Here is a 17812-nt window from a genome sequence, read left to right on the forward strand (position 1 = left end):
CCGATGGGGCGGGTAGATCAAAAGCCAAAGCCGGGCGCGACCTACCGGTCGGCGCCAACCCTGTAGCCGCTGCCGAGCCTGCGAGGCTGCGATCGACCGCGCAGCGGGCGCAGGATTTTGAGACCGCAGGAGGACCTGCGGTCCTATCGCAGCCTCGCTGGGGCTCGGCAGCGGCTACAGGAGGAATAGGGTCGTCCCCGGTCGGTATGGCAAGTCTGGTTCTGCGGAAGGTAATGGCAACACTTTGACGGTTGCCCCAGCCTCCTCGCCTAGCCATAGTTGCCCGGTCGCCGACGCATCGGCGGCCGATCTTAGCCGGTCGGAAAGCGAGCCTATGAATGCAGAAATGCTAACCATGGAGCTTCCCAATGACCGACTTCATCCCCCTACAAAGCAATCTCACCCCCACCCCGGTGTTCCACCTCGATCGCAACGCGCCCGCAGCCGATCTGCATGGCGGTGCGGTGCAGCGCATCAAGGCCTCGCGGGATCTGATGCACAGCCTCAATTGCCTGAGTGTCAAAGGTGTGGGCGACCAGGATTTGATTCATTTCGTCAACGCTGCTCATCTCCTGCTGCAAGACGGCTGCGACGCCCTGGATGCCTTGCAGTGGCGCCTGGACGCTTAAAACTCCCTACCCCAGAAACAACACGGGTTCACTGTCGCCAGTGAGCCCGCTCGTTCTTGCCGCTTGCCGCTGCCGCTAACCCAGGTAGCCCTTGACCCCGGTAAAGATGATCTGCGCCGCCAGGGCGCAGACGAACAGGCCCATCAGCCGGCTGACGATCTGCAAGCCTTGCTCGCCGAGGATCCGCTCGATGCGGTTGGACAGGTAGAGCACTACGCCGACGGTGAAGCTGGCCAGGGCGATGCTGAGGATCGCGGTGAGTTTGTCGTCCCAGTGCGGCTGGCCGACGCCCATCACCAGCAGGGCGCCGATGGTGCCGGGGCCGACGGTCAGGGGGATGGTCAGCGGCACGATGGTCACGTCCTGCTGCACGTTGTCGGTCTGGATCGCCGACTTGCCCTGGGCCATGCCCAGCGCCGAGATGAACAGCACGCTGCCCGCGCCGATGCGGAAGGCATCCACGGTGATGCCGAACACACTGAAGATCACCCGTCCGAACAGGTACAGCAGCACGCTGGAGGCCAGGGTCGCCAGGGCGACGTTCCACGCCAGCCGCCGACGCTCCTTGTTGGAGTAGCCGCGAGTCAGGCTGATGAAGCAGGACAGGACGAAGAAGGGGCTGTAGAGCACCAGCATCTTCAGGTACACGCTGAACAGCACATGGAGCATGGCGCAAACTCACAGCGAGGGAGGGCGAGCGGAGTTTAACAGGCGTTTGTCGTGCTGTCGGCTCAGGACGGTTGCGCCGTGGTGCGGTTCTGCAGGTCGCGCTGCGCCACCCAGTGCTCGATCAGTTCGCGCAGTTGCGACAGCTCCACCGGCTTGGCCATGTGCCCGTCCATGCCGGCCTGCCGCGCGCGTTCCTTGTGTTCGGTGAGGATGTGCGCGGTCAGCGCCACCACCGGCGTGCGCACGCGCTGGTTGCCGACTTCCCAGGCCCGCAACTGCTGGGTGGCGGAGAAACCGTCGAGGATCGGCATTTCGCAGTCCATCAGCACCAGGTCGTAGCGCTGGGCCTTCATCGCTTGCAGGGCTTCTTCGCCGTTGCTCGCGGTATCGGGCTGCAGGTTGAGCTTGCCGAGCATGCCGCGAATCACCTTGGTGGAAATGCTGTTGTCCTCGGCCACCAGGATGCGGAAGTCGCTCGGTACCTTGACCGGCGCCGGAACCCCGCTCAGCGCATGGGGCTGATGCGGCACGAACTGGCCTTTGTTGCGCTGGGTCAGCTCGTCGGCCAGGGTGGTCTTGAGGGTATAGCCGGCCACCGGCTTGGCGAGGATGCGCTTGACCCCGGCGTTACGCGCGATGACCTTGCTCGGCGCGTTGCTGATGCCAGTGAGCATGATCAGCAGGATGTCGTGGTTCAGGCTCGGGTCTTCCTTGATCTTGGCCGCCAGTTGCATACCGGTCATGCCGGGCATGTTCTGGTCGAGCAGCACCACGTCGAAGTAGTCGCGCAGGTGTGCCTTGGTGCGCAGCAGGGCCAGGGCTTCCTTGCCCGAAGGCACGGCGCTGACGTTCAGGCCCCAGGCGCTGCATTGCTGCACCAGGACCTTGCGGCAGGTGTCGTTGTCGTCCACCACCAGCACCCGCGCCCCTTGCAGCGGACCATCCAGGTCGGAGGTCGGGTGCTCCAGGCGCTCCGGGTCCAGCGGCAGGGTCAGCCACAGGGTGCTGCCCTGGTTGGCGCTGGTCTTGATCCCGAATTCGCCATGCATCAGCAGGATCAGCTGGCGGGCGATGACCAGGCCGAGATTGCCGCCCAGGCGGGTGCTGGCGAGGAAGTTCTTGCTGTGCAGTTCCGAATGCAGCAGGGCATCGCGCTCTTCGGCTTCCATCGGCTGGCCGCTGTCCTGCACGGCGATGCGCAGGCGCGGTTTGCTGGTGCGCTCGTCCAGCGCGACCACCACCAGGACCTCGCCTTCGTCGGTCTTCTTCAAGGCGTTTTCCAACAAGCTGAGCATGGCCTGGCGCAAGCGGGTCGGGTCACCGCTGATCACGCGCGGCACCTGCGGCTGGATGAAGCTGATCAGCTCGACGTTCTGCTGCTCGGCGTTGGCGCGGAAAATACTCAGGCAGTCTTCGATCAATGCATTGAGGTCGAACTGCACATCGTCCAGCTCGATCTGCCCGGACTCGAGCTTGGAGATGTCGAGGATCTCGTTGATCAGGGTCAGCAGCTCGTTGCCGGCGCTGTGGATGGTCTGCACGTAGTCGCGCTGCTTGACCGACAGCGGCGTGCCCAGCAGCAGTTCGGTCATGCCCAGCACGCCGTTCATCGGTGTGCGGATCTCGTGGCTGATCTTCGCCAGGAACTCGGCCTTGGCATTGACCTCGGCGTTGCTGGCGGCCAGGTCGCGGCTGACGCTGAACTCATCCTCGGTGATGCTGCGCTGGCGCTCGCCCAGGGCAATGCTCATCGCCAGCCCGCTCAGGCACATGGTCACCAGCAGGGTGACGATCAGCCCTTGGGGCGCGACCATGGTCAGCCCCAGCAGCGCCGGCAGCACAATCAGCGCGCCGATGTTGAAGATGCCCATGCCGGCCACGAAGTAGCGCGCCGGGCGGTAGCCTTTGTGCCAGTGATAGCCGGCGATGAACAGCATGCTCAGGCCGACCAGGGCCACCAGGCCGTAGGTGATGAGATTCAGCGGCAACGAATCGACGAACAGCAGCAACAGGCTGCACAGGCCGACCATCAGGATGTCGACCAGCAGCAGCTTGTTCAGCGGGTGCGGGCCCAGCGGGGCGAAAAAGCGATAGACGAACATCAGCCCGCAAGGGGTGGTCAAGAGTAGCGCCAGGTAGGCGCCTGGGGTCTGTATCGCATGCCAGTCCGGCAGCCAGGGGCCGAACAGGTTGAGCATCAGCGCCAGGCTGAGCATGACCAGGGCTTCGCAGGACGCCAGCCACAGGCTGCTGCGCGAACGGGTGTAGGCGTAGCGCACCAGGTTGTGCAACATCAGCATGCCCATGCAGCCGAACAGCAGGCCGTAGAGCACGCTCTGGCCCTGATTGGCCGCGGTCATGACCGCCGGTTGCAGGGTGATGTAAGGGCGCAGCTGATGGTCGGAGACCAGGCGCAGATAGACATCGAGGGTCTTCTGGTTCTGCGGCAGCGGCAGCATGAAATCGCTGCTGGGCAAAGGCCGTTCGGCCTGGGGTTGCTGGGTGCCGGAGGTCAGTTGTTCGACCAGGTTGTCGCCGTCCAGCACATACATGTCCAGGCGCGACAGGTCGGGCGCGAAGATCCGCAGCAGTTGCTCGTGCTTGCCCGGCTGCAGTTTGAAACGCAGCCATAACGCGCCTCCGGGTTCGGCGGCGGTGATGCGTTCCAGTTCGATCGGGCTGAATTGATTGGTGTAGCGCGGGGAGCGGATATCGCTCAGTTGCAGGTCGGCCTGTTCATCGAGCAAAACGGCCCAGTTACTGCCTGGTGCGGCCTGGGCCGGGATCAAGCAGAGCAGGGTCAGCAGAGTGACGGTGAAACCTATGGCAGTCCTGAGCCAGCGCACGGCGAAATCCCTTCGTAGGTTGATGCCAGATTATAACTATGCGCGGCGCTGGAGCCGTCCGGCAAGGGCCTGGGGCTCCTGCCGGACGGGAAGACAGGATTACTCCTGATTTTCGCCACGCTCGCGGGCAATGGCCCGGTAACCGATGTCTTTGCGGTAGAAGCAGCCTTGCCAATCGATCTTAGCTGCCAGTTGGTAAGCCTGCTGCTGCGCGGCACTTACACTGTCGCCCAGGGCGGTGGCGCAGAGCACGCGGCCGCCGGAGGTTACCACTTGACCGTCCTTGAGCGCGGTACCGGCGTGGAAGACTTTGCCTTCCAGTTTGGCGGCTGCGTCCAGGCCAGCGATCACCGCGCCTTTGGCGTAGTCACCAGGATAGCCGCCGGCGGCCAGGACGATGCCCAGGCTCGGACGTGGATCCCATTGCGCTTCGACCTTGTCCAGCGCCTGGGCCAGGGCGGCCTCGACCAGCAGCACCAGGCTCGATTGCAGGCGCAGCATTACCGGTTGGGTTTCCGGGTCGCCGAAGCGGCAGTTGAACTCGATGACCTTCGGGTTGCCGGCCTTGTCGATCATCAGGCCGGCGTACAGGAAGCCGGTATAGACATTGCCTTCGTCGGCCATGCCGCGCACGGTCGGCCAGATCACCTGGTCCATCACCCGCTGGTGCACATCGGCGGTGACCACCGGGGCAGGGGAGTAGGCACCCATGCCGCCGGTGTTCGGGCCGCTGTCGCCGTCGCCGACGCGTTTGTGGTCCTGGCTGGTGGCCATGGGCAGGACGTTCTTGCCGTCGACCATGACGATGAAGCTGGCTTCCTCGCCGTCGAGGAACTCTTCGATCACCACGCGCGAACCGGCGTCGCCGAAGGCATTGCCGGCCAGCATGTCGCGTACGGCGTCTTCGGCCTCGCTCAAGGTCATGGCGACGATCACGCCTTTACCGGCGGCCAGGCCGTCGGCCTTGATCACGATCGGCGCGCCTTTTTCCCGCAGGTAAGCCAGGGCCGGCTCGATCTCGGTGAAGTTCTGGTAGTCGGCGGTCGGGATCTTGTGGCGAGCCAGGAAATCCTTGGTGAAGGCTTTCGAGCCTTCCAGCTGGGCCGCGCCAGCGGTCGGACCGAAGCAGTCCAGGCCACGGGAGCGGAACAGGTCGACCACGCCGGCGACCAGCGGGACTTCCGGACCGACGATGGTCAGGGAAACGTTCTTCTCGGCGAAGTCGGCCAGTTGCTCGAGGGCCAATACGTCGATGGCCACGTTCTCGCACTTGGCTTCGATGGCGGTGCCGGCGTTGCCCGGGGCAACGAAGACTTTCTCGACCCGTGGGTCTTGAGCGACTTTCCAGGCCAGGGCGTGTTCGCGACCGCCGCTACCAATGATCAGTACATTCATTTCAAAAACCTCGGATGACGCTAATTCGGGGAAGCGCGCAAGCCTGACCTTGTAGCCGCTGCCGCCAGGCTGCGATCAACCGCGAAGCGGTTGCAGGATTTCAGATCGCTGAAGACCCTTCCGGTCTTATCGCAGCCTTCGGCAGCGGCTACAGGGGAGGGTGGCGCCCCAGTAATACTTAGTGGCGGAAGTGGCGCATACCGGTGAACACCATGGCAATGCCAGCTTCATCAGCGGCGGCGATCACTTCGTTGTCGCGCATCGAGCCGCCTGGCTGGATCACCGCGGTGATGCCGACCTTGGCGGCGTTGTCGATGCCGTCGCGGAACGGGAAGAATGCGTCGGACGCCATGACCGCGCCCTGCACTTGCAGGCCGGCGTGTTCAGCCTTGATCGCGGCGATACGGGCGGAGTTCACGCGGCTCATCTGGCCGGCGCCGACGCCGATGGTCTGACGGTTCTTGGCGTAGACGATGGCGTTGGACTTGACGAACTTGGCCACTTTCCAGGCGAAGATCAGGTCGTTGACTTCCTGCTCGGTCGGGGCACGCTGGGTCACCACTTTCAGGTCGTCGGCGCCGATCATGCCGATGTCGCGGCTCTGCACCAGCAGGCCGCCGTTGACGCGCTTGTAGTCCCAGGCCGGAACACGGTCTGCCGACCATTGGCCGCAGGCCAGCAGGCGCACGTTGGCCTTGGCGGCAACGATGGCGCGGGCTTCGTCGCTGACCGAAGGGGCGATGATCACTTCGACGAACTGACGCTCGACGATGGCCTTGGCGGTCTCGGCGTCCAGTTCGCGGTTGAAGGCGATGATGCCGCCGAAGGCCGATTCGGTATCGGTGGCGTAGGCCAGCTCGTAGGCCTGGCGGATACCGCCTTCAGCGTCCGGGCTCACGGCCACGCCGCACGGGTTGGCGTGCTTGACGATGACGCAGGCCGGCTTGACGAAGCTCTTCACGCATTCCAGCGCGGCGTCGGTATCGGCCACGTTGTTGTACGACAGTTCCTTGCCTTGCAGCTGGGTGGCGGTGGCGATGCCGACTTCGGCCGGCTTGGCTTCCACGTAGAACGCCGCGCTCTGGTGCGGGTTCTCGCCGTAGCGCATTTCCTGGGCCTTGATGAACTGGCTGTTGAAGGTGCGCGGGAATTCGCTGCGGCCTTCGGTGGTCAGGGTTTCGGCCGCCTGGTTCACGGTGCCCATGTAGTTGGCGATCATGCCGTCATAGGCCGCGGTGTGTTCGAAGGCCTTGAGCATCAGGTCGAAACGCTGGGCGTAGGTCAGGCCGCCGGCCTTCAGGCTTTCCAGCACCTGGCCGTAGTCGCTGGCGTTGACCACGATGGCCACGTCTTTGTGGTTCTTGGCCGCCGAGCGGACCATGGTCGGGCCGCCGATGTCGATGTTCTCGATGGCGGTCGGCAGGTCGCAGCCTGGTTTGGAAATCGTGGCTTCGAACGGGTAGAGGTTGACCGCTACCAGGTCGATCGGCTTGATGCCGTGCTCGTTCATGATGGCGTCGTCGATACCGCGACGACCGAGGATACCGCCGTGGATTTTCGGGTGCAGGGTCTTCACCCGGCCGTCCATCATTTCCGCGAAACCGGTGTAATCCGCGACTTCTACTGCGGCCACGCCGTTGTCCTGCAGCAGTTTGAAGGTCCCACCGGTGGAGAGGATCTCCACGCCCAGGGCTTCCAGCTCCTTGGCGAATTCGAGGATCCCGGTCTTGTCGGAAACACTGATCAAGGCGCGGCGGATCGGCAGGCGGGTAGTCTGGTCGGTCATCTCAATTTCCATCAAAAGCAAAGGAGTCAGCAAAAAAGGCGACCGGTTTTACGCGGGCGCCTTTCTGGTTTGATTGAATGCTTACAGCAAATCGTACTGCTTGAGTTTCTTGCGCAGGGTGCCGCGGTTCAGACCGAGCAGCTCGCTGGCCTTGGTCTGGTTGCCCTTGACGTAGTTCATCACGCTTTCGAGCAACGGAGCCTCGACTTCGGAGAGCACCAGGTTGTACACGTCCGTGACGGCCGCGCCCTCAAGGTGGGCGAAATAATTGTGCAGCGCCTTCTCGACACTCCCGCGAAGGGTCTGGCCTTCTTCGCTCGGTGTATTGAGGTGCTGTTTCAAATTCACGTTGTCGCTCACGGGTGCTGTTCCACTCACTAAAGTCTCGGTCATCATCGTCATGCGGCCACCCCCTCTCCGTCCCCTGTCACCAGGCTCTTGTAACGCTCGGCAAAGAACTCACGAACGTTGGCGCACTGTGCTTCCGTATCTTCCACACGATTGAAGTGGGCGCGAAACTCCCTGGCGCCCGGCAGAGTTGCGAGATACCAGCCCACATGCTTGCGAGCAATGCGTACGCCCATGACATCGCCATAGAAGGCATGCAGCGCGGCCAGATGCTCAAGCAGAATACGTTCCACCTCGAACAGCTCAGGTGCCGGCAGGGTTTGACCGGTACGCAGAAAATGTTCGATCTCACGAAAAATCCATGGCCGCCCCTGGGCGGCCCGGCCGATCAACAGCCCGTCGGCACCGGTAGCGTCGAGGACGTAGCGGGCCTTCTCGGGCGAGTCGATATCGCCGTTGGCGAAGACGGGGATCGACACCGCCTGCTTGATCGCGGCAATGGTGTCGTACTCGGCAACGCCGGTGTACAGGTCGGCCCGGGTCCGACCATGGACCGCCAGTGCCGTGATACCTGCCTGTTCGGCGATCTTCGCCACCGTCAGGCCGTTCTTGTTCGCCCGGTCCCAGCCGGTACGGATCTTCAGGGTGACCGGCACATCGACTGCAGCCACCACGGCTTGCAGGATCTCGTTCACCAGATCTTCATCTTTCAGTAACGCGGAGCCGGCGGCCTTGTTGCAGACCTTCTTCGCCGGGCAACCCATGTTGATATCAATAATCTGTGCGCCCAACTCGACGTTGGCGCGGGCGGCATCCGCCAGCATCTGTGCATCGCCACCGGCGATCTGTACCGAGCGCGGCTCGGGATCACCCTCGTGGATCATGCGCAGACGCGATTTGCGACTGTTCCACAAACTCATGTCGCTGGTGACCATTTCCGAGACTACAAGGCCTGCACCCAACCGCTTGCAAAGCTGACGAAAGGGTTGGTCGGTGACTCCCGCCATGGGGGCGAGAATCAAGCCGTTGTGCAATGTATATGGGCCGATGCGTACCGCCGACATAGGACTTCCCTGTTGTGGGGCCGGATCATGAGAGTTCGAAAAAGGGTTGGCATGATACCCGCTCTCGATGACCGGATAAAGGCTGAATTGGATAAAATCTGAACAGTTATTCTGTTATCGCCAACGGTTTGGTCCGCTGGGCGCCAGTCAGAAAACCGCCGTCAATCCAGCGCGGCCTTTGCGTGGGTGGCAGGTCTTACTCGGGCGAGTGAAAGCTTAGGCTGTAGTTGACGGCCTTGGGGCCCGGATCGAGGATGTCCAGCGCGATATGGATCGGCGTCTGCGGCGGCATCTCCGACACGCCTTCGAGTTCACCCTTGACGTATTCGCCAGGCTTGAAGCGACGACTGGCGATCAGGTGGCCGTTGAGGTCGGCGAAACGCAGCTCCAGCAGCGGGAAGGGTTGGGAGAATGGCGCACGGTTGTAGATGATCGCATCCACTACCAGCGCGCCGCTGAAGTCCGGGTGGCTGCGTACCACCAGGTTGCTGCTTTTGATGCGGCCGATATCGACCTTCGAGGGCACGGTGCAACCCAGTTCCGGGCACAGTTGCTGGAACCAGGGGCGGTACTGGTCCTGGCGCGCCAGTTCGTCGAAGTGATAGGCAATGTACTGGCCCGCCAGGCCGGCGGCGGCCAGCAGGATCAACAGGCTCCAGAGCAGGCGGCGGCCCCAGGGCGAGCGGCGCTTTTGCCAGTCCAGCTGGATCGGGTCGTCTTCCAGGTCCAGCAGCGCGGCGTCCGGCGCCTCGGGCCCGGTGCGGCCACGTTTGTTGCGTCGTGGCGTCGGGCTGGCGGCAGGCTCGATCTCATCGGGCTCGTCGGCCTTCAGGGCGCTGTGTGCTGGCATGGGTTCCAGGTCGTCGTCCGGGAGCAGGGAGGGCGCCTTGGGTTCGTCTTCCAGGTCGTCCAGGTTGAAGGACAGCGACGGTTCGGTACGCCCGGACCGGTCGGCATCGACGGCAGGCTGCTCGAGCTTTTCGTCGAGATCGCCGCTGGCGCCTGGTGGCTGGCTGAACAGGCTGTCGGGCCAGTGTTCCTCTTCGGCATCCGGCTGGTCGCGGCGGGCGCTGAGGGTGTCTTCCCTGGAGGCGCGCTCCTGGCCGAAGGCCTTGGTCGGCTGGATTTCCCGCTGTTCGAGCTTGGCCAGCTCCTCGTCCAGGTCGAGGCTGTCCAGGTCGAGTTCGCTGGCGCTCCACTGCTTCTGGCTGATGGCGCGCGGTGGCGGCGGGGTCAGCGGTTCGGCAGGGGGAGTTGGTGCGGGAGGCGCGGCGACAGCGTCCTTGCCAGCGCGTTGCTCAAGCAACTGCCGTGCGGCGTTGAATACCTGCAGGCACGAGCCGCAGCGCACCACGCCCCGGGCCACGCTCAACTGGGCGTGGCTGACGCGGAAGCTGGTCTGGCAATGCGGGCACTGGGTGACGAAACTGTCGGTCATGCGGCGATCCGGTTCATGCAGGCGGCCATTCTAGCGCCGACGGCCGGTGATGCGTACCCAGCCATCGAGGTTGGCGATCGGATCCAGGTCGAAATCCTGAGCGTAGGCAGCCGCGACTTCTTCACCCTGTTCGGCGAGGATGCCCGACAGCGCCAGGCGTCCACCGCTCTTGACCAGGCTGGACAGCTGCGGCGCCAGGGAAACCAGCGGGCCGGCAAGGATGTTGGCGACCAATACGTCCGCCTGGACCTGTGGCAGGTCTTGCGGCAGATAGAGCGGGAACAGTTCTTCGGCGATGTTGTTGCGCCCGGCGTTGTCGCGGGAGGCTTCCAGGGCCTGCACGTCGATGTCGGTGCCCACCGCCTGCTTGGCGCCCAGCAGCAAGGCGGCGATCGCCAGGATCCCGGAGCCGCAACCGAAGTCCAGCACGTTGCAGCCTTTCAGGTCCTGGCCGTCGAGCCATTCCAGGCACAGGGCGGTGGTCGGGTGCGTGCCGGTGCCGAAGGCCAGGCCCGGATCGAGCAGCAGGTTGACCGCGTCCGGCTCGGGAGCGGCGTGCCAGCTCGGGACGATCCACAGGCGCTGGCCGAAACGCATCGGCTGGAAGTTGTCCATCCAGCTGCGCTCCCAGTCCTGGTCTTCGATCACTTCGCTGTGATGTTCGGGCAGCGGGCTGCCGGTCAGCAGCTCAAGGTGGGCCAGCACGCTGGCGGCCTCGGTGCCGCCTTCGAACAGGGCCAGCAGGTGGGTGTGACTCCACAGCGGGGTGGTGTTGAGTTCCGGTTCGAAGATCGGCTGATCCTCGGCGTCCATGAAGGTCACCGAAACGGCGCCGACTTCGAGAAAAGCGTCTTCGTAGGTTTCGGCTTGTTCTGGGCTGATGGCGAGACGGACTTGCAGCCAAGGCATGGCGGGCACCTTTGAAATATGTAATGTGCAGCCTAGCGGGCTGCGAGAAGCGCGCAAGTTTACGCGAGCAAGGAGCAGAAGACGACACGCCAGGCGCCATTTCCATGGGCAACCCCGCTCTTTGTAGGAGCGAGCTTGCTCGCGATAGCGACTGATCGGGCTGCGCCGGTAATGGCCGCTGCGCGGATCGCGAGCTCGCTCCTACAAGGTCTGGGGCAGAAACGACAAGGCCGCAATTAAGCGGCCTTGTCGGTCTGGTGCGGTGTCGATCAGTGTTGACCGGCCAGCTTGTGCTCCAGGTAGTGAATGTTCACACCACCTTTGCAGAAGCCTTCGTCACGAGTCAGGTCGCGGTGCAGCGGGATGTTGGTCTTGATCCCGTCGACCACGATTTCGTCCAGCGCATTGCGCATGCGCGCCATGGCTTCTTCACGGGTTGCCCCGTAAGTGATCAGCTTGCCGATCAACGAATCGTAGTTCGGTGGAACCGCATAGCCGCTGTACAGGTGCGAGTCGACGCGTACGCCATTGCCGCCCGGAGCATGGAAATGCTTGACCGTGCCTGGGCTTGGCATGAAGGTTTTCGGGTCTTCGGCGTTGATCCGGCATTCCAGGGCATGGCCACGGATGACCACGTCCTTCTGGGAGATCGACAGCTTGTTGCCAGCGGCGATGCTCAGCATCTCCTTGACGATGTCGACGCCAGTGACCATTTCCGATACCGGGTGCTCTACCTGCACGCGAGTGTTCATCTCGATGAAGTAGAAACGACCGTTCTCGTACAGGAACTCGAAGGTACCGGCGCCGCGGTAGCCGATGTCGATGCACGCCTTGACGCAGCGCGCGAAGACTTCCTGGCGAGCGGTTTCGTCGATGCCCGGGGCCGGTGCTTCTTCAAGCACCTTCTGGTGACGACGCTGCAGGGAGCAGTCGCGGTCGCCCAGGTGGATCGCATTGCCCTGGCCGTCGGACAGCACCTGGACTTCCACGTGGCGTGGGTTGGTCAGGAACTTCTCCAGGTAGACCATCGGGTTGCCGAACGCCGCGCCCGCTTCGGAGCGGGTCAGCTTGGCCGAGGAGATCAGGTCTTCTTCTTTGTGCACCACGCGCATGCCGCGACCACCGCCGCCGCCAGCGGCCTTGATGATCACCGGGTAGCCGACTTCACGGCCGATGCGCAACGCGGTTTCTTCGTCTTCCGGCAGCGGGCCGTCGGAACCGGGAACGGTCGGTACACCGGCAGCGATCATGGCGTGCTTGGCCGATACCTTGTCGCCCATCAGGCGAATGGTCTCGGCTTTCGGGCCGATGAAGGCGAAGCCGGAGTTCTCGACCTGCTCGGCGAAGTCGGCGTTTTCCGCGAGGAAGCCGTAGCCTGGGTGAATGGCGGTGGCGCCGGTCACTTCGGCGGCCGCGATGATCGCCGGAATATGCAGGTAGGAGTGCGCGGCGGAGGCCGGGCCGATGCAGACGGATTCGTCTGCCAGGCCCAGGTGCATCAGTTCCTTGTCGGCCTTGGAGTAAACGGCGACGGTCTTGATACCCATCTCTTTGCAGGCACGCAGGATCCGCAGGGCGATTTCACCGCGGTTGGCGATCAGAACTTTTTCCAACTTCGCAGACATCGTTGGCTCTCCGCGGTTCAAACGATGGTGAACAGCGGTTGGTCGTACTCAACCGGCTGGCCGTCTTCGACGAGGATGGATTCGATCACACCGCTGGTTTCAGCTTCGATGTGGTTCATCATCTTCATGGCTTCGACGATGCACAGGGTGTCGCCTTTCTTCACGCTCTGGCCGACTTCAACGAAGGCTGGCGAGGTTGGCGAGGATTTGCGGTAGAAGGTGCCGACCATCGGCGAGCGGGCCACGGAGCCGTTCAGCGCAGGGGCAGCTGGAGCTGCGGGTGCGGCGGCAGCGGCGGCCGGAGCGGCAGCGGCAGGTGCGGCGGCCGGAGCAGCCATGGGTGCCGGTGCGTAGTACTGCTGGGCTGGAGTCTTGCTGTGGCGGCTGATGCGGACGGACTCTTCGCCTTCCTTGATCTCCAGCTCGTCGATGCCGGACTCTTCCAGCAGTTCGATCAGTTTCTTAACTTTACGGATATCCATGAATCATCAACTCCCAAGGGTCGGTCAGGGGCGTTTAGCTTGTTGTTCAAGCTGCTCTAGTGCGGCCTCCAGGGCCAGTCGGTAACCGCTGGCGCCAAGGCCGCAGATCACTCCCACCGCAACGTCGGAGAAGTAGGAGTGATGGCGGAAAGGTTCGCGTTTGTGCACGTTAGACAAATGCACTTCGATGAATGGGATGCTCACCGCCAGCAGCGCGTCACGTAATGCGACACTTGTATGCGTAAAAGCTGCTGGATTGATCAGAATGAAGTCCACGCCTTCATCGCGGGCGGCGTGGATACGGTCGATCAATTCATACTCGGCATTGCTTTGCAGGTAGAGCAAATGGTGGCCGGCCTCGCGAGCCCGGCGTTCCAGGTCCTGGTTGATCTCAGCCAGGGTGACTGCACCATAGACCCCCGGTTCACGGGTGCCGAGCAGGTTCAGGTTGGGTCCGTGAAGAACCAGTAGGGTCGCCATCTGCCGTTCCTTGTTATTGCGCAGTGATTGGAGTGTGCGGTTGTCAGAACCCGGCGACTATGCCGCAAAGCCTTTGTGACTGTCCAGTTCTCTGCAATAGGCAGCACGATGACCGATGTTTACCCGAAATATGTGACCAACTGACTAAATCCGGTCATTCGCCGCGGCAATGCGCTCGAGGAAGTCCGCGGCGCTGATTTCGCCGACCACGCGTACATCGGCACGTTCGACGCCATCTTTGCCGAAGAACATCAGCGCCGGCGGGCCGAACAGTTGGTAGCGGTCCAGCAGGGCGCGCTGTTCGCGGTTGCTGGCGGTGATATCGAAGCGGACCAGGCGATAGCCCCGCAGGCGTTCGACGACCTGGCGGTCGCTGAGCACCTCGCGTTCGATGACTTTGCAACTGATGCACCAGTCGGCGTACCAGTCGAGGAGCAGTGGGGTACCCGCGTTCCGGGCATCGGCCAGGGCCTGGTCCAGCTCGCCGGGGGTGGTGACGGTCTGCCACTGGCCGGCGCTGGTTTGCTCAGCGCTGTTGCTGATGGTCGCGACCGGCAGGCGGGCGAGCGGGCTGAACGGGTCGGTCTGGCCGCTGAATGCGCCGTACCAGCAGGCCAGGGCATACACCAGCAGGAACAGCCCGCACAGCTGCGCCAGGCGCGCGCGCGGAGCCTTGTAGACAAACTCCAGGGCGCCGAGAAACAGGCCGACACCCGCCGCCAGCGCGCCCATCAGCAACAGGCTGACCTGGCCCGGCAAGACCCGGCTCAGCAGGCCGATCGCCAGGCCGAGCAACAGCACACCGATGGCGTTTTTCACGTAGACCAGCCATGGCCCGCTTTTCGGCAGCCAGGCCGCGCCGCCGGTGGCCACCAGCAACAGCGGCGCGCCCATGCCCAGGCCCAGGACGAACAGTTTCAGGGCGCCGCCCAGGGCATCGCCGCTGGCGCTGATATACAGCAGGGCTCCCGCCAGCGGCGCTGAAACGCAGGGCGATACCAGCAGGCTGGACACCACCCCGAGAACCGCCGCGCCCCACAGCGAGCCGCCTTCGGTGCGCCCGGCGATGCGCTCCAGGCGCTGGCTGACAAAGCGCGGCAGCTTGAGTTCGAAGACATCGAACATCGCCAGGGCGAACACCACGAAGAACAGCGCAAAGGGCACCAGCACCCAGGCCGATTGCAGGCGCGCCTGCAAATTGAGCTGGGCGCCGAACAGCCCCATCAAGGCGCCGAGCAGGGCAAAACAGGCCGCCATCGGCAGCACGTAGGCGAGCGACAGATTGAAACCGCGCCAGCCGCCGACCTGGCCCTTGAGGACCACGCCGGACAGAATCGGCAGCATCGGCAGGACGCAGGGGGTAAAGGTCAGGCCGATGCCGGCGAGGAAGAACAGCGCCAGTTCGCGCCAGCTCCAGCCGGTTTTCCCACTGTCGGTAGCGGGGCTGCCGGCACTTGAGGCACTGCTCGAAGAGGCCGCGCCGTCGATCGGCAAGCGCTCGGTTTCCGGTGGATAACACAGGCCCTTGTCGGCGCAACCCTGGTAGGTCACGGCCAGGGTGAAGGCCCGTTGATCTGCGCCGGTGCGCGGCAGTTCGACATCGACAATGCCGTGGTAGACCTCGACGTCGCCGAAAAACTCGTCGTGCTTCTGTTCGCCCTTGGGCAACCGGGCGGCGCCCAGGGTGACGTCGGCGGGTTCGGCGCGGAACTGGAAGCGGTGGCGATAGAGGTAATACCCCTCGGTGGCGACGAAACGCAGCTTGATCGATTGCGGCGTGCTTTGTAGCAGGCTCAGCTGGAACGCTTCGCGCACCGGCAGGAAGTCGGCGCTGTTGTTGATCGAACCCAGGGTCGAACTGGGGCGGCTGTCCAGCAGCCCGGCGGTCGCCGGCAGGGCAAGCACGAACAGCATCAGGCAAAGCAGGCGACGCATGGCAATCTCGCGAATCTAAGGTGTGCGCATGATAGCGGAGAGCGGCTGACTCTGCGCATGCGCCCTGTAGCCGCTGCCGAGCTAGCGAGGCTGCGATCGGTCTGGGCGGCATTCCGACGTAGCGGCCGCAAAGTCTGCAACCGTGTTCTTTCAGGCAAACCACATCGGTCGGCTTTGCGAGGACTGCGTCCTCGATCGCAGCCTCGCAGGCTCGGCAGCGGCTACAGGGTCAGACGCGGAATGCCTGCACCGCCGTGTGCAACTGGCCGCCCAGGGCCAGCAGGTTCGCGCCTTGTGCGCGGCCTTCGCCGATGCGTTGCAGGTTATCCCCACCCAACTGATGGATGCGCTCGCTGTGGTCGCGGATTTCGCTGACGGCGCCGCTTTGCTGGGCCGTGACATCGGCGATGCGGATGGCGGTATCGGAAATGGTCTGGATCGCCCCGACGATTTCATCCAGCGCACCGTCGGCGGCCTGGGCCTGGCTGGCGGTGGCTTCGGCATGTTCGACCTGGGCGCGCATGCCTTCCACCGATTGCCGGGCGGCGGCCTGCAGGCCGGCGATCAGAGTCTGGATCTCGGCGGTGGCGCCGGCGGTGCGCTGGGCCAGGGAGCGCACTTCTTCGGCGACCACGGCAAAACCGCGGCCCATTTCCCCGGCCCGCGCGGCTTCGATGGCAGCGTTCAGGGCCAGCAGGTTGGTCTGGTCGGCAATGGAGCGGATCACCGTGAGCACGCCGCCGATGGTCGCCGACTCTTCGGCCAGCTGTTCGATCATCTGCGCGTTGCCCTGCACTTCGCCGACCAGGGCATGCAGCCCGGTCAGGCTCAGGCCGATCACTTTCTGCCCCTGTTCCACCGCCAGCCCGGCGCTGCGGCTGGCATCGGCGGCCTGGCTGGCATCGCCGGCGACTTGCTGGATGGTCGCTTCCAGCTCGCCCAGGGCGTCGCGGATCTGCGCGGTATCCCCGGCCTGGCGCTCGGCGCCGCCGTGCAGGCCGCTGCTCAGGTCTGCCAGGGCGCGGCTGCTGCCGGCGACCTGTTCGGCGTTCTGCCGGATGGTGCCCACCAGGTCCACCAGGTAGGCGCGCAGACGGTTCAGGGATTCTTCGATGTCGTGCAGTTCGCGGTTGGTCCGGCCCAGCTGGATATTGCGGCTGAAGTCGCCTTCGGCCCAGGTCGACAGGGCCGGTGCCAGATTGGTCAGGACCCGCGCCAGCCGGCGCTGCAGGGTGTCGATGAGCAAGGCGATCAGCAGGATCAGGCCGATCATCACACCCTGTATCAGCCGCACTTCGCCCTGGATCTGCCCATGCTGGGCACGCACGACCGGCTCCAGCTCGGCGATGGCCTGTTGCACGGCGGTGATTTTCAGGTGGGTGGCGGCGCTGAGGTCGGCGCGTTTCTGGATCTGCTCGCGGGTGCGGTTCAGTTCGGCGGGGTAGCGGCCGAGCAGGCTGTTGAGTTCGCGCTTGAGGCCGATGCCGGCGTCTTCGGCGGCGGCCTTCGCGGTGTTCTCCAGGCCCATCATGGCGGCGAAGTCATCGGTGTTCGACTCGTTGCTGGCCGCGACACCCAGCAAGGGCAGGGCTTCCAGTTGCTCGGCCTGGGCGCGCATGTTGCTCACTTCGCGCTCGACGTCGGCGGCCAGCTCGCTGCGGCCGCTGCTCACCAGTTTTTCCCGGGCCAGGGACAGCTTGCCCAGGTGCTGGGAGGCGTTCAGCAGCAGCGGCAGGTAGGTCGCGGCGCTCGGATTGCCGGCCGCCCCGGTCGCGTACTGGCTCAGTTGTTCGAGGCTGGCCCCCAGCTCGCGCTCGGCCTGTAGCAGCAATGCCTGCGGATCGCCGGCCAGTTTGCCGGCGGCCAGCAGGTCGGTCTTGCTGAATTCGGCCAGGCCCGACAGGCTCGGGCGCAGGCTCTGCGCCAGCTCGGTGGGCAGTTCGTCGAGCTGGGCCTGCAGGGTTTCGATGGCCTGGCTGGCGCTGCTCAGGCGCAGGGCGTCGCCGCTGGCCAGGTAGTCCTCGATGTTGCGCGCCGCCTGGTTCTGGAACTGCTGGGACAACCCCAGGTAGCGCTCCATCAATAGATAGGGGCGCTCGAGGGCGCGTTGCGACCACCAGAGCGTGGCGCCCAGGGCCAGGCAAACGGCGACTAATAGCAGGGTATTGAGATTGGTCAGCAGCTTCAGGCGCATCGCGTTCTACCA

Annotated in this window: 14 protein-coding genes; 1 reads left to right on the plus strand and 13 read right to left on the minus strand. The window is 64.1% G+C overall.

Features of this window, described 5'->3' with window-relative positions; genetic code table 11:
- Positions 1-368 precede the first annotated feature (368 nt).
- Positions 369-629 carry a hypothetical protein gene (locus IF690_RS04215; protein ID WP_202698955.1) on the plus strand — a complete coding sequence of 87 codons (261 nt, stop codon included), beginning with the start codon at positions 369-371 and terminating at the stop codon, positions 627-629.
- Positions 630-704: 75 nt separating this feature from the next.
- Here IF690_RS04215 and tspR read toward each other — a convergent pair whose 3' ends face one another.
- From tspR to IF690_RS04280, 13 genes are all read right to left on the minus strand, one after another.
- The gene (gene tspR / locus IF690_RS04220) at positions 705-1298 is read right to left on the minus strand and encodes a type III secretion system genes modulator TspR (RefSeq protein ID WP_009046767.1); all 594 of its coding nucleotides are present in this window, start codon (positions 1296-1298) and stop codon (positions 705-707) included.
- Positions 1299-1360: 62 nt separating this feature from the next.
- A complete protein-coding gene (locus tag IF690_RS04225; protein ID WP_202698956.1) occupies positions 1361-4144 on the minus strand; it encodes a hybrid sensor histidine kinase/response regulator in 2784 nt (927 codons plus the stop codon).
- A 99-nt stretch (positions 4145-4243) separates the two neighbouring features.
- On the minus strand, positions 4244-5539 hold the full coding sequence (gene purD / locus IF690_RS04230) for a phosphoribosylamine--glycine ligase (protein ID WP_202698957.1): 1296 nt from the start codon (positions 5537-5539) through the stop codon (positions 4244-4246).
- A 178-nt stretch (positions 5540-5717) separates the two neighbouring features.
- Positions 5718-7325 (minus strand): bifunctional phosphoribosylaminoimidazolecarboxamide formyltransferase/IMP cyclohydrolase, encoded by a 1608-nt coding sequence (gene purH / locus IF690_RS04235; protein WP_202698958.1) that lies wholly within the window; start codon positions 7323-7325, stop codon positions 5718-5720.
- Positions 7326-7406: 81 nt separating this feature from the next.
- Complete coding sequence (gene fis, locus IF690_RS04240; RefSeq protein ID WP_007921650.1) at positions 7407-7727, minus strand: DNA-binding transcriptional regulator Fis; 321 nt, start codon at positions 7725-7727, stop codon at positions 7407-7409.
- The gene (gene dusB / locus IF690_RS04245) at positions 7724-8737 is read right to left on the minus strand and encodes a tRNA dihydrouridine synthase DusB (RefSeq protein ID WP_202698959.1); all 1014 of its coding nucleotides are present in this window, start codon (positions 8735-8737) and stop codon (positions 7724-7726) included. The genes fis and dusB overlap by 4 nt, the downstream gene beginning before the upstream one ends.
- 196 nt (positions 8738-8933) lie before the next feature.
- Positions 8934-10175: a DUF3426 domain-containing protein gene (locus IF690_RS04250; protein WP_202698960.1), complete on the minus strand. Its 1242-nt coding sequence runs from the start codon at positions 10173-10175 to the stop codon at positions 8934-8936.
- A gap of 30 nt (positions 10176-10205) precedes the next feature.
- Positions 10206-11084, minus strand: coding sequence for a 50S ribosomal protein L11 methyltransferase (gene prmA, locus IF690_RS04255; protein WP_202698961.1), 879 nt, complete (start codon positions 11082-11084; stop codon positions 10206-10208).
- Between the two features lie 269 nt (positions 11085-11353).
- A complete protein-coding gene (accC, locus tag IF690_RS04260; RefSeq protein WP_007921646.1) occupies positions 11354-12709 on the minus strand; it encodes an acetyl-CoA carboxylase biotin carboxylase subunit in 1356 nt (451 codons plus the stop codon).
- A gap of 17 nt (positions 12710-12726) precedes the next feature.
- Complete coding sequence (gene accB / locus IF690_RS04265; protein ID WP_124310280.1) at positions 12727-13191, minus strand: acetyl-CoA carboxylase biotin carboxyl carrier protein; 465 nt, start codon at positions 13189-13191, stop codon at positions 12727-12729.
- A 24-nt stretch (positions 13192-13215) separates the two neighbouring features.
- Positions 13216-13671, minus strand: coding sequence for a type II 3-dehydroquinate dehydratase (gene aroQ / locus IF690_RS04270; protein WP_007921644.1), 456 nt, complete (start codon positions 13669-13671; stop codon positions 13216-13218).
- A gap of 144 nt (positions 13672-13815) precedes the next feature.
- Positions 13816-15606: a protein-disulfide reductase DsbD gene (locus IF690_RS04275; protein ID WP_202698962.1), complete on the minus strand. Its 1791-nt coding sequence runs from the start codon at positions 15604-15606 to the stop codon at positions 13816-13818.
- A 229-nt stretch (positions 15607-15835) separates the two neighbouring features.
- Positions 15836-17800: a methyl-accepting chemotaxis protein gene (locus IF690_RS04280; protein ID WP_202698963.1), complete on the minus strand. Its 1965-nt coding sequence runs from the start codon at positions 17798-17800 to the stop codon at positions 15836-15838.
- Between the last annotated feature and the right edge of the window lie 12 nt (positions 17801-17812).

The organism is Pseudomonas sp. SK3(2021), from assembly GCF_016772375.1.
Lineage (GTDB): Bacteria > Pseudomonadota > Gammaproteobacteria > Pseudomonadales > Pseudomonadaceae > Aquipseudomonas > Aquipseudomonas chlororaphis_I.

What these genes read in the sequence shown, in the direction of transcription:
- IF690_RS04215 (WP_202698955.1), top strand. Translation starts at nt 369, where the DNA reads ATGACCGACTTCATCCCCCTACAAAGCAATCTCACCCCCACCCCGGTG.
- tspR (WP_009046767.1), bottom strand. Translation starts at nt 1,298, where the DNA reads ATGCTCCATGTGCTGTTCAGCGTGTACCTGAAGATGCTGGTGCTCTAC.
- purD (WP_202698957.1), bottom strand. Translation starts at nt 5,539, where the DNA reads ATGAATGTACTGATCATTGGTAGCGGCGGTCGCGAACACGCCCTGGCC.
- purH (WP_202698958.1), bottom strand. Translation starts at nt 7,325, where the DNA reads ATGACCGACCAGACTACCCGCCTGCCGATCCGCCGCGCCTTGATCAGT.
- fis (WP_007921650.1), bottom strand. Translation starts at nt 7,727, where the DNA reads ATGACGATGATGACCGAGACTTTAGTGAGTGGAACAGCACCCGTGAGC.
- dusB (WP_202698959.1), bottom strand. Translation starts at nt 8,737, where the DNA reads ATGTCGGCGGTACGCATCGGCCCATATACATTGCACAACGGCTTGATT.
- IF690_RS04250 (WP_202698960.1), bottom strand. Translation starts at nt 10,175, where the DNA reads ATGACCGACAGTTTCGTCACCCAGTGCCCGCATTGCCAGACCAGCTTC.
- prmA (WP_202698961.1), bottom strand. Translation starts at nt 11,084, where the DNA reads ATGCCTTGGCTGCAAGTCCGTCTCGCCATCAGCCCAGAACAAGCCGAA.
- accC (WP_007921646.1), bottom strand. Translation starts at nt 12,709, where the DNA reads ATGTCTGCGAAGTTGGAAAAAGTTCTGATCGCCAACCGCGGTGAAATC.
- accB (WP_124310280.1), bottom strand. Translation starts at nt 13,191, where the DNA reads ATGGATATCCGTAAAGTTAAGAAACTGATCGAACTGCTGGAAGAGTCC.
- aroQ (WP_007921644.1), bottom strand. Translation starts at nt 13,671, where the DNA reads ATGGCGACCCTACTGGTTCTTCACGGACCCAACCTGAACCTGCTCGGC.
- IF690_RS04275 (WP_202698962.1), bottom strand. Translation starts at nt 15,606, where the DNA reads ATGCGTCGCCTGCTTTGCCTGATGCTGTTCGTGCTTGCCCTGCCGGCG.
- IF690_RS04280 (WP_202698963.1), bottom strand. Translation starts at nt 17,800, where the DNA reads ATGCGCCTGAAGCTGCTGACCAATCTCAATACCCTGCTATTAGTCGCC.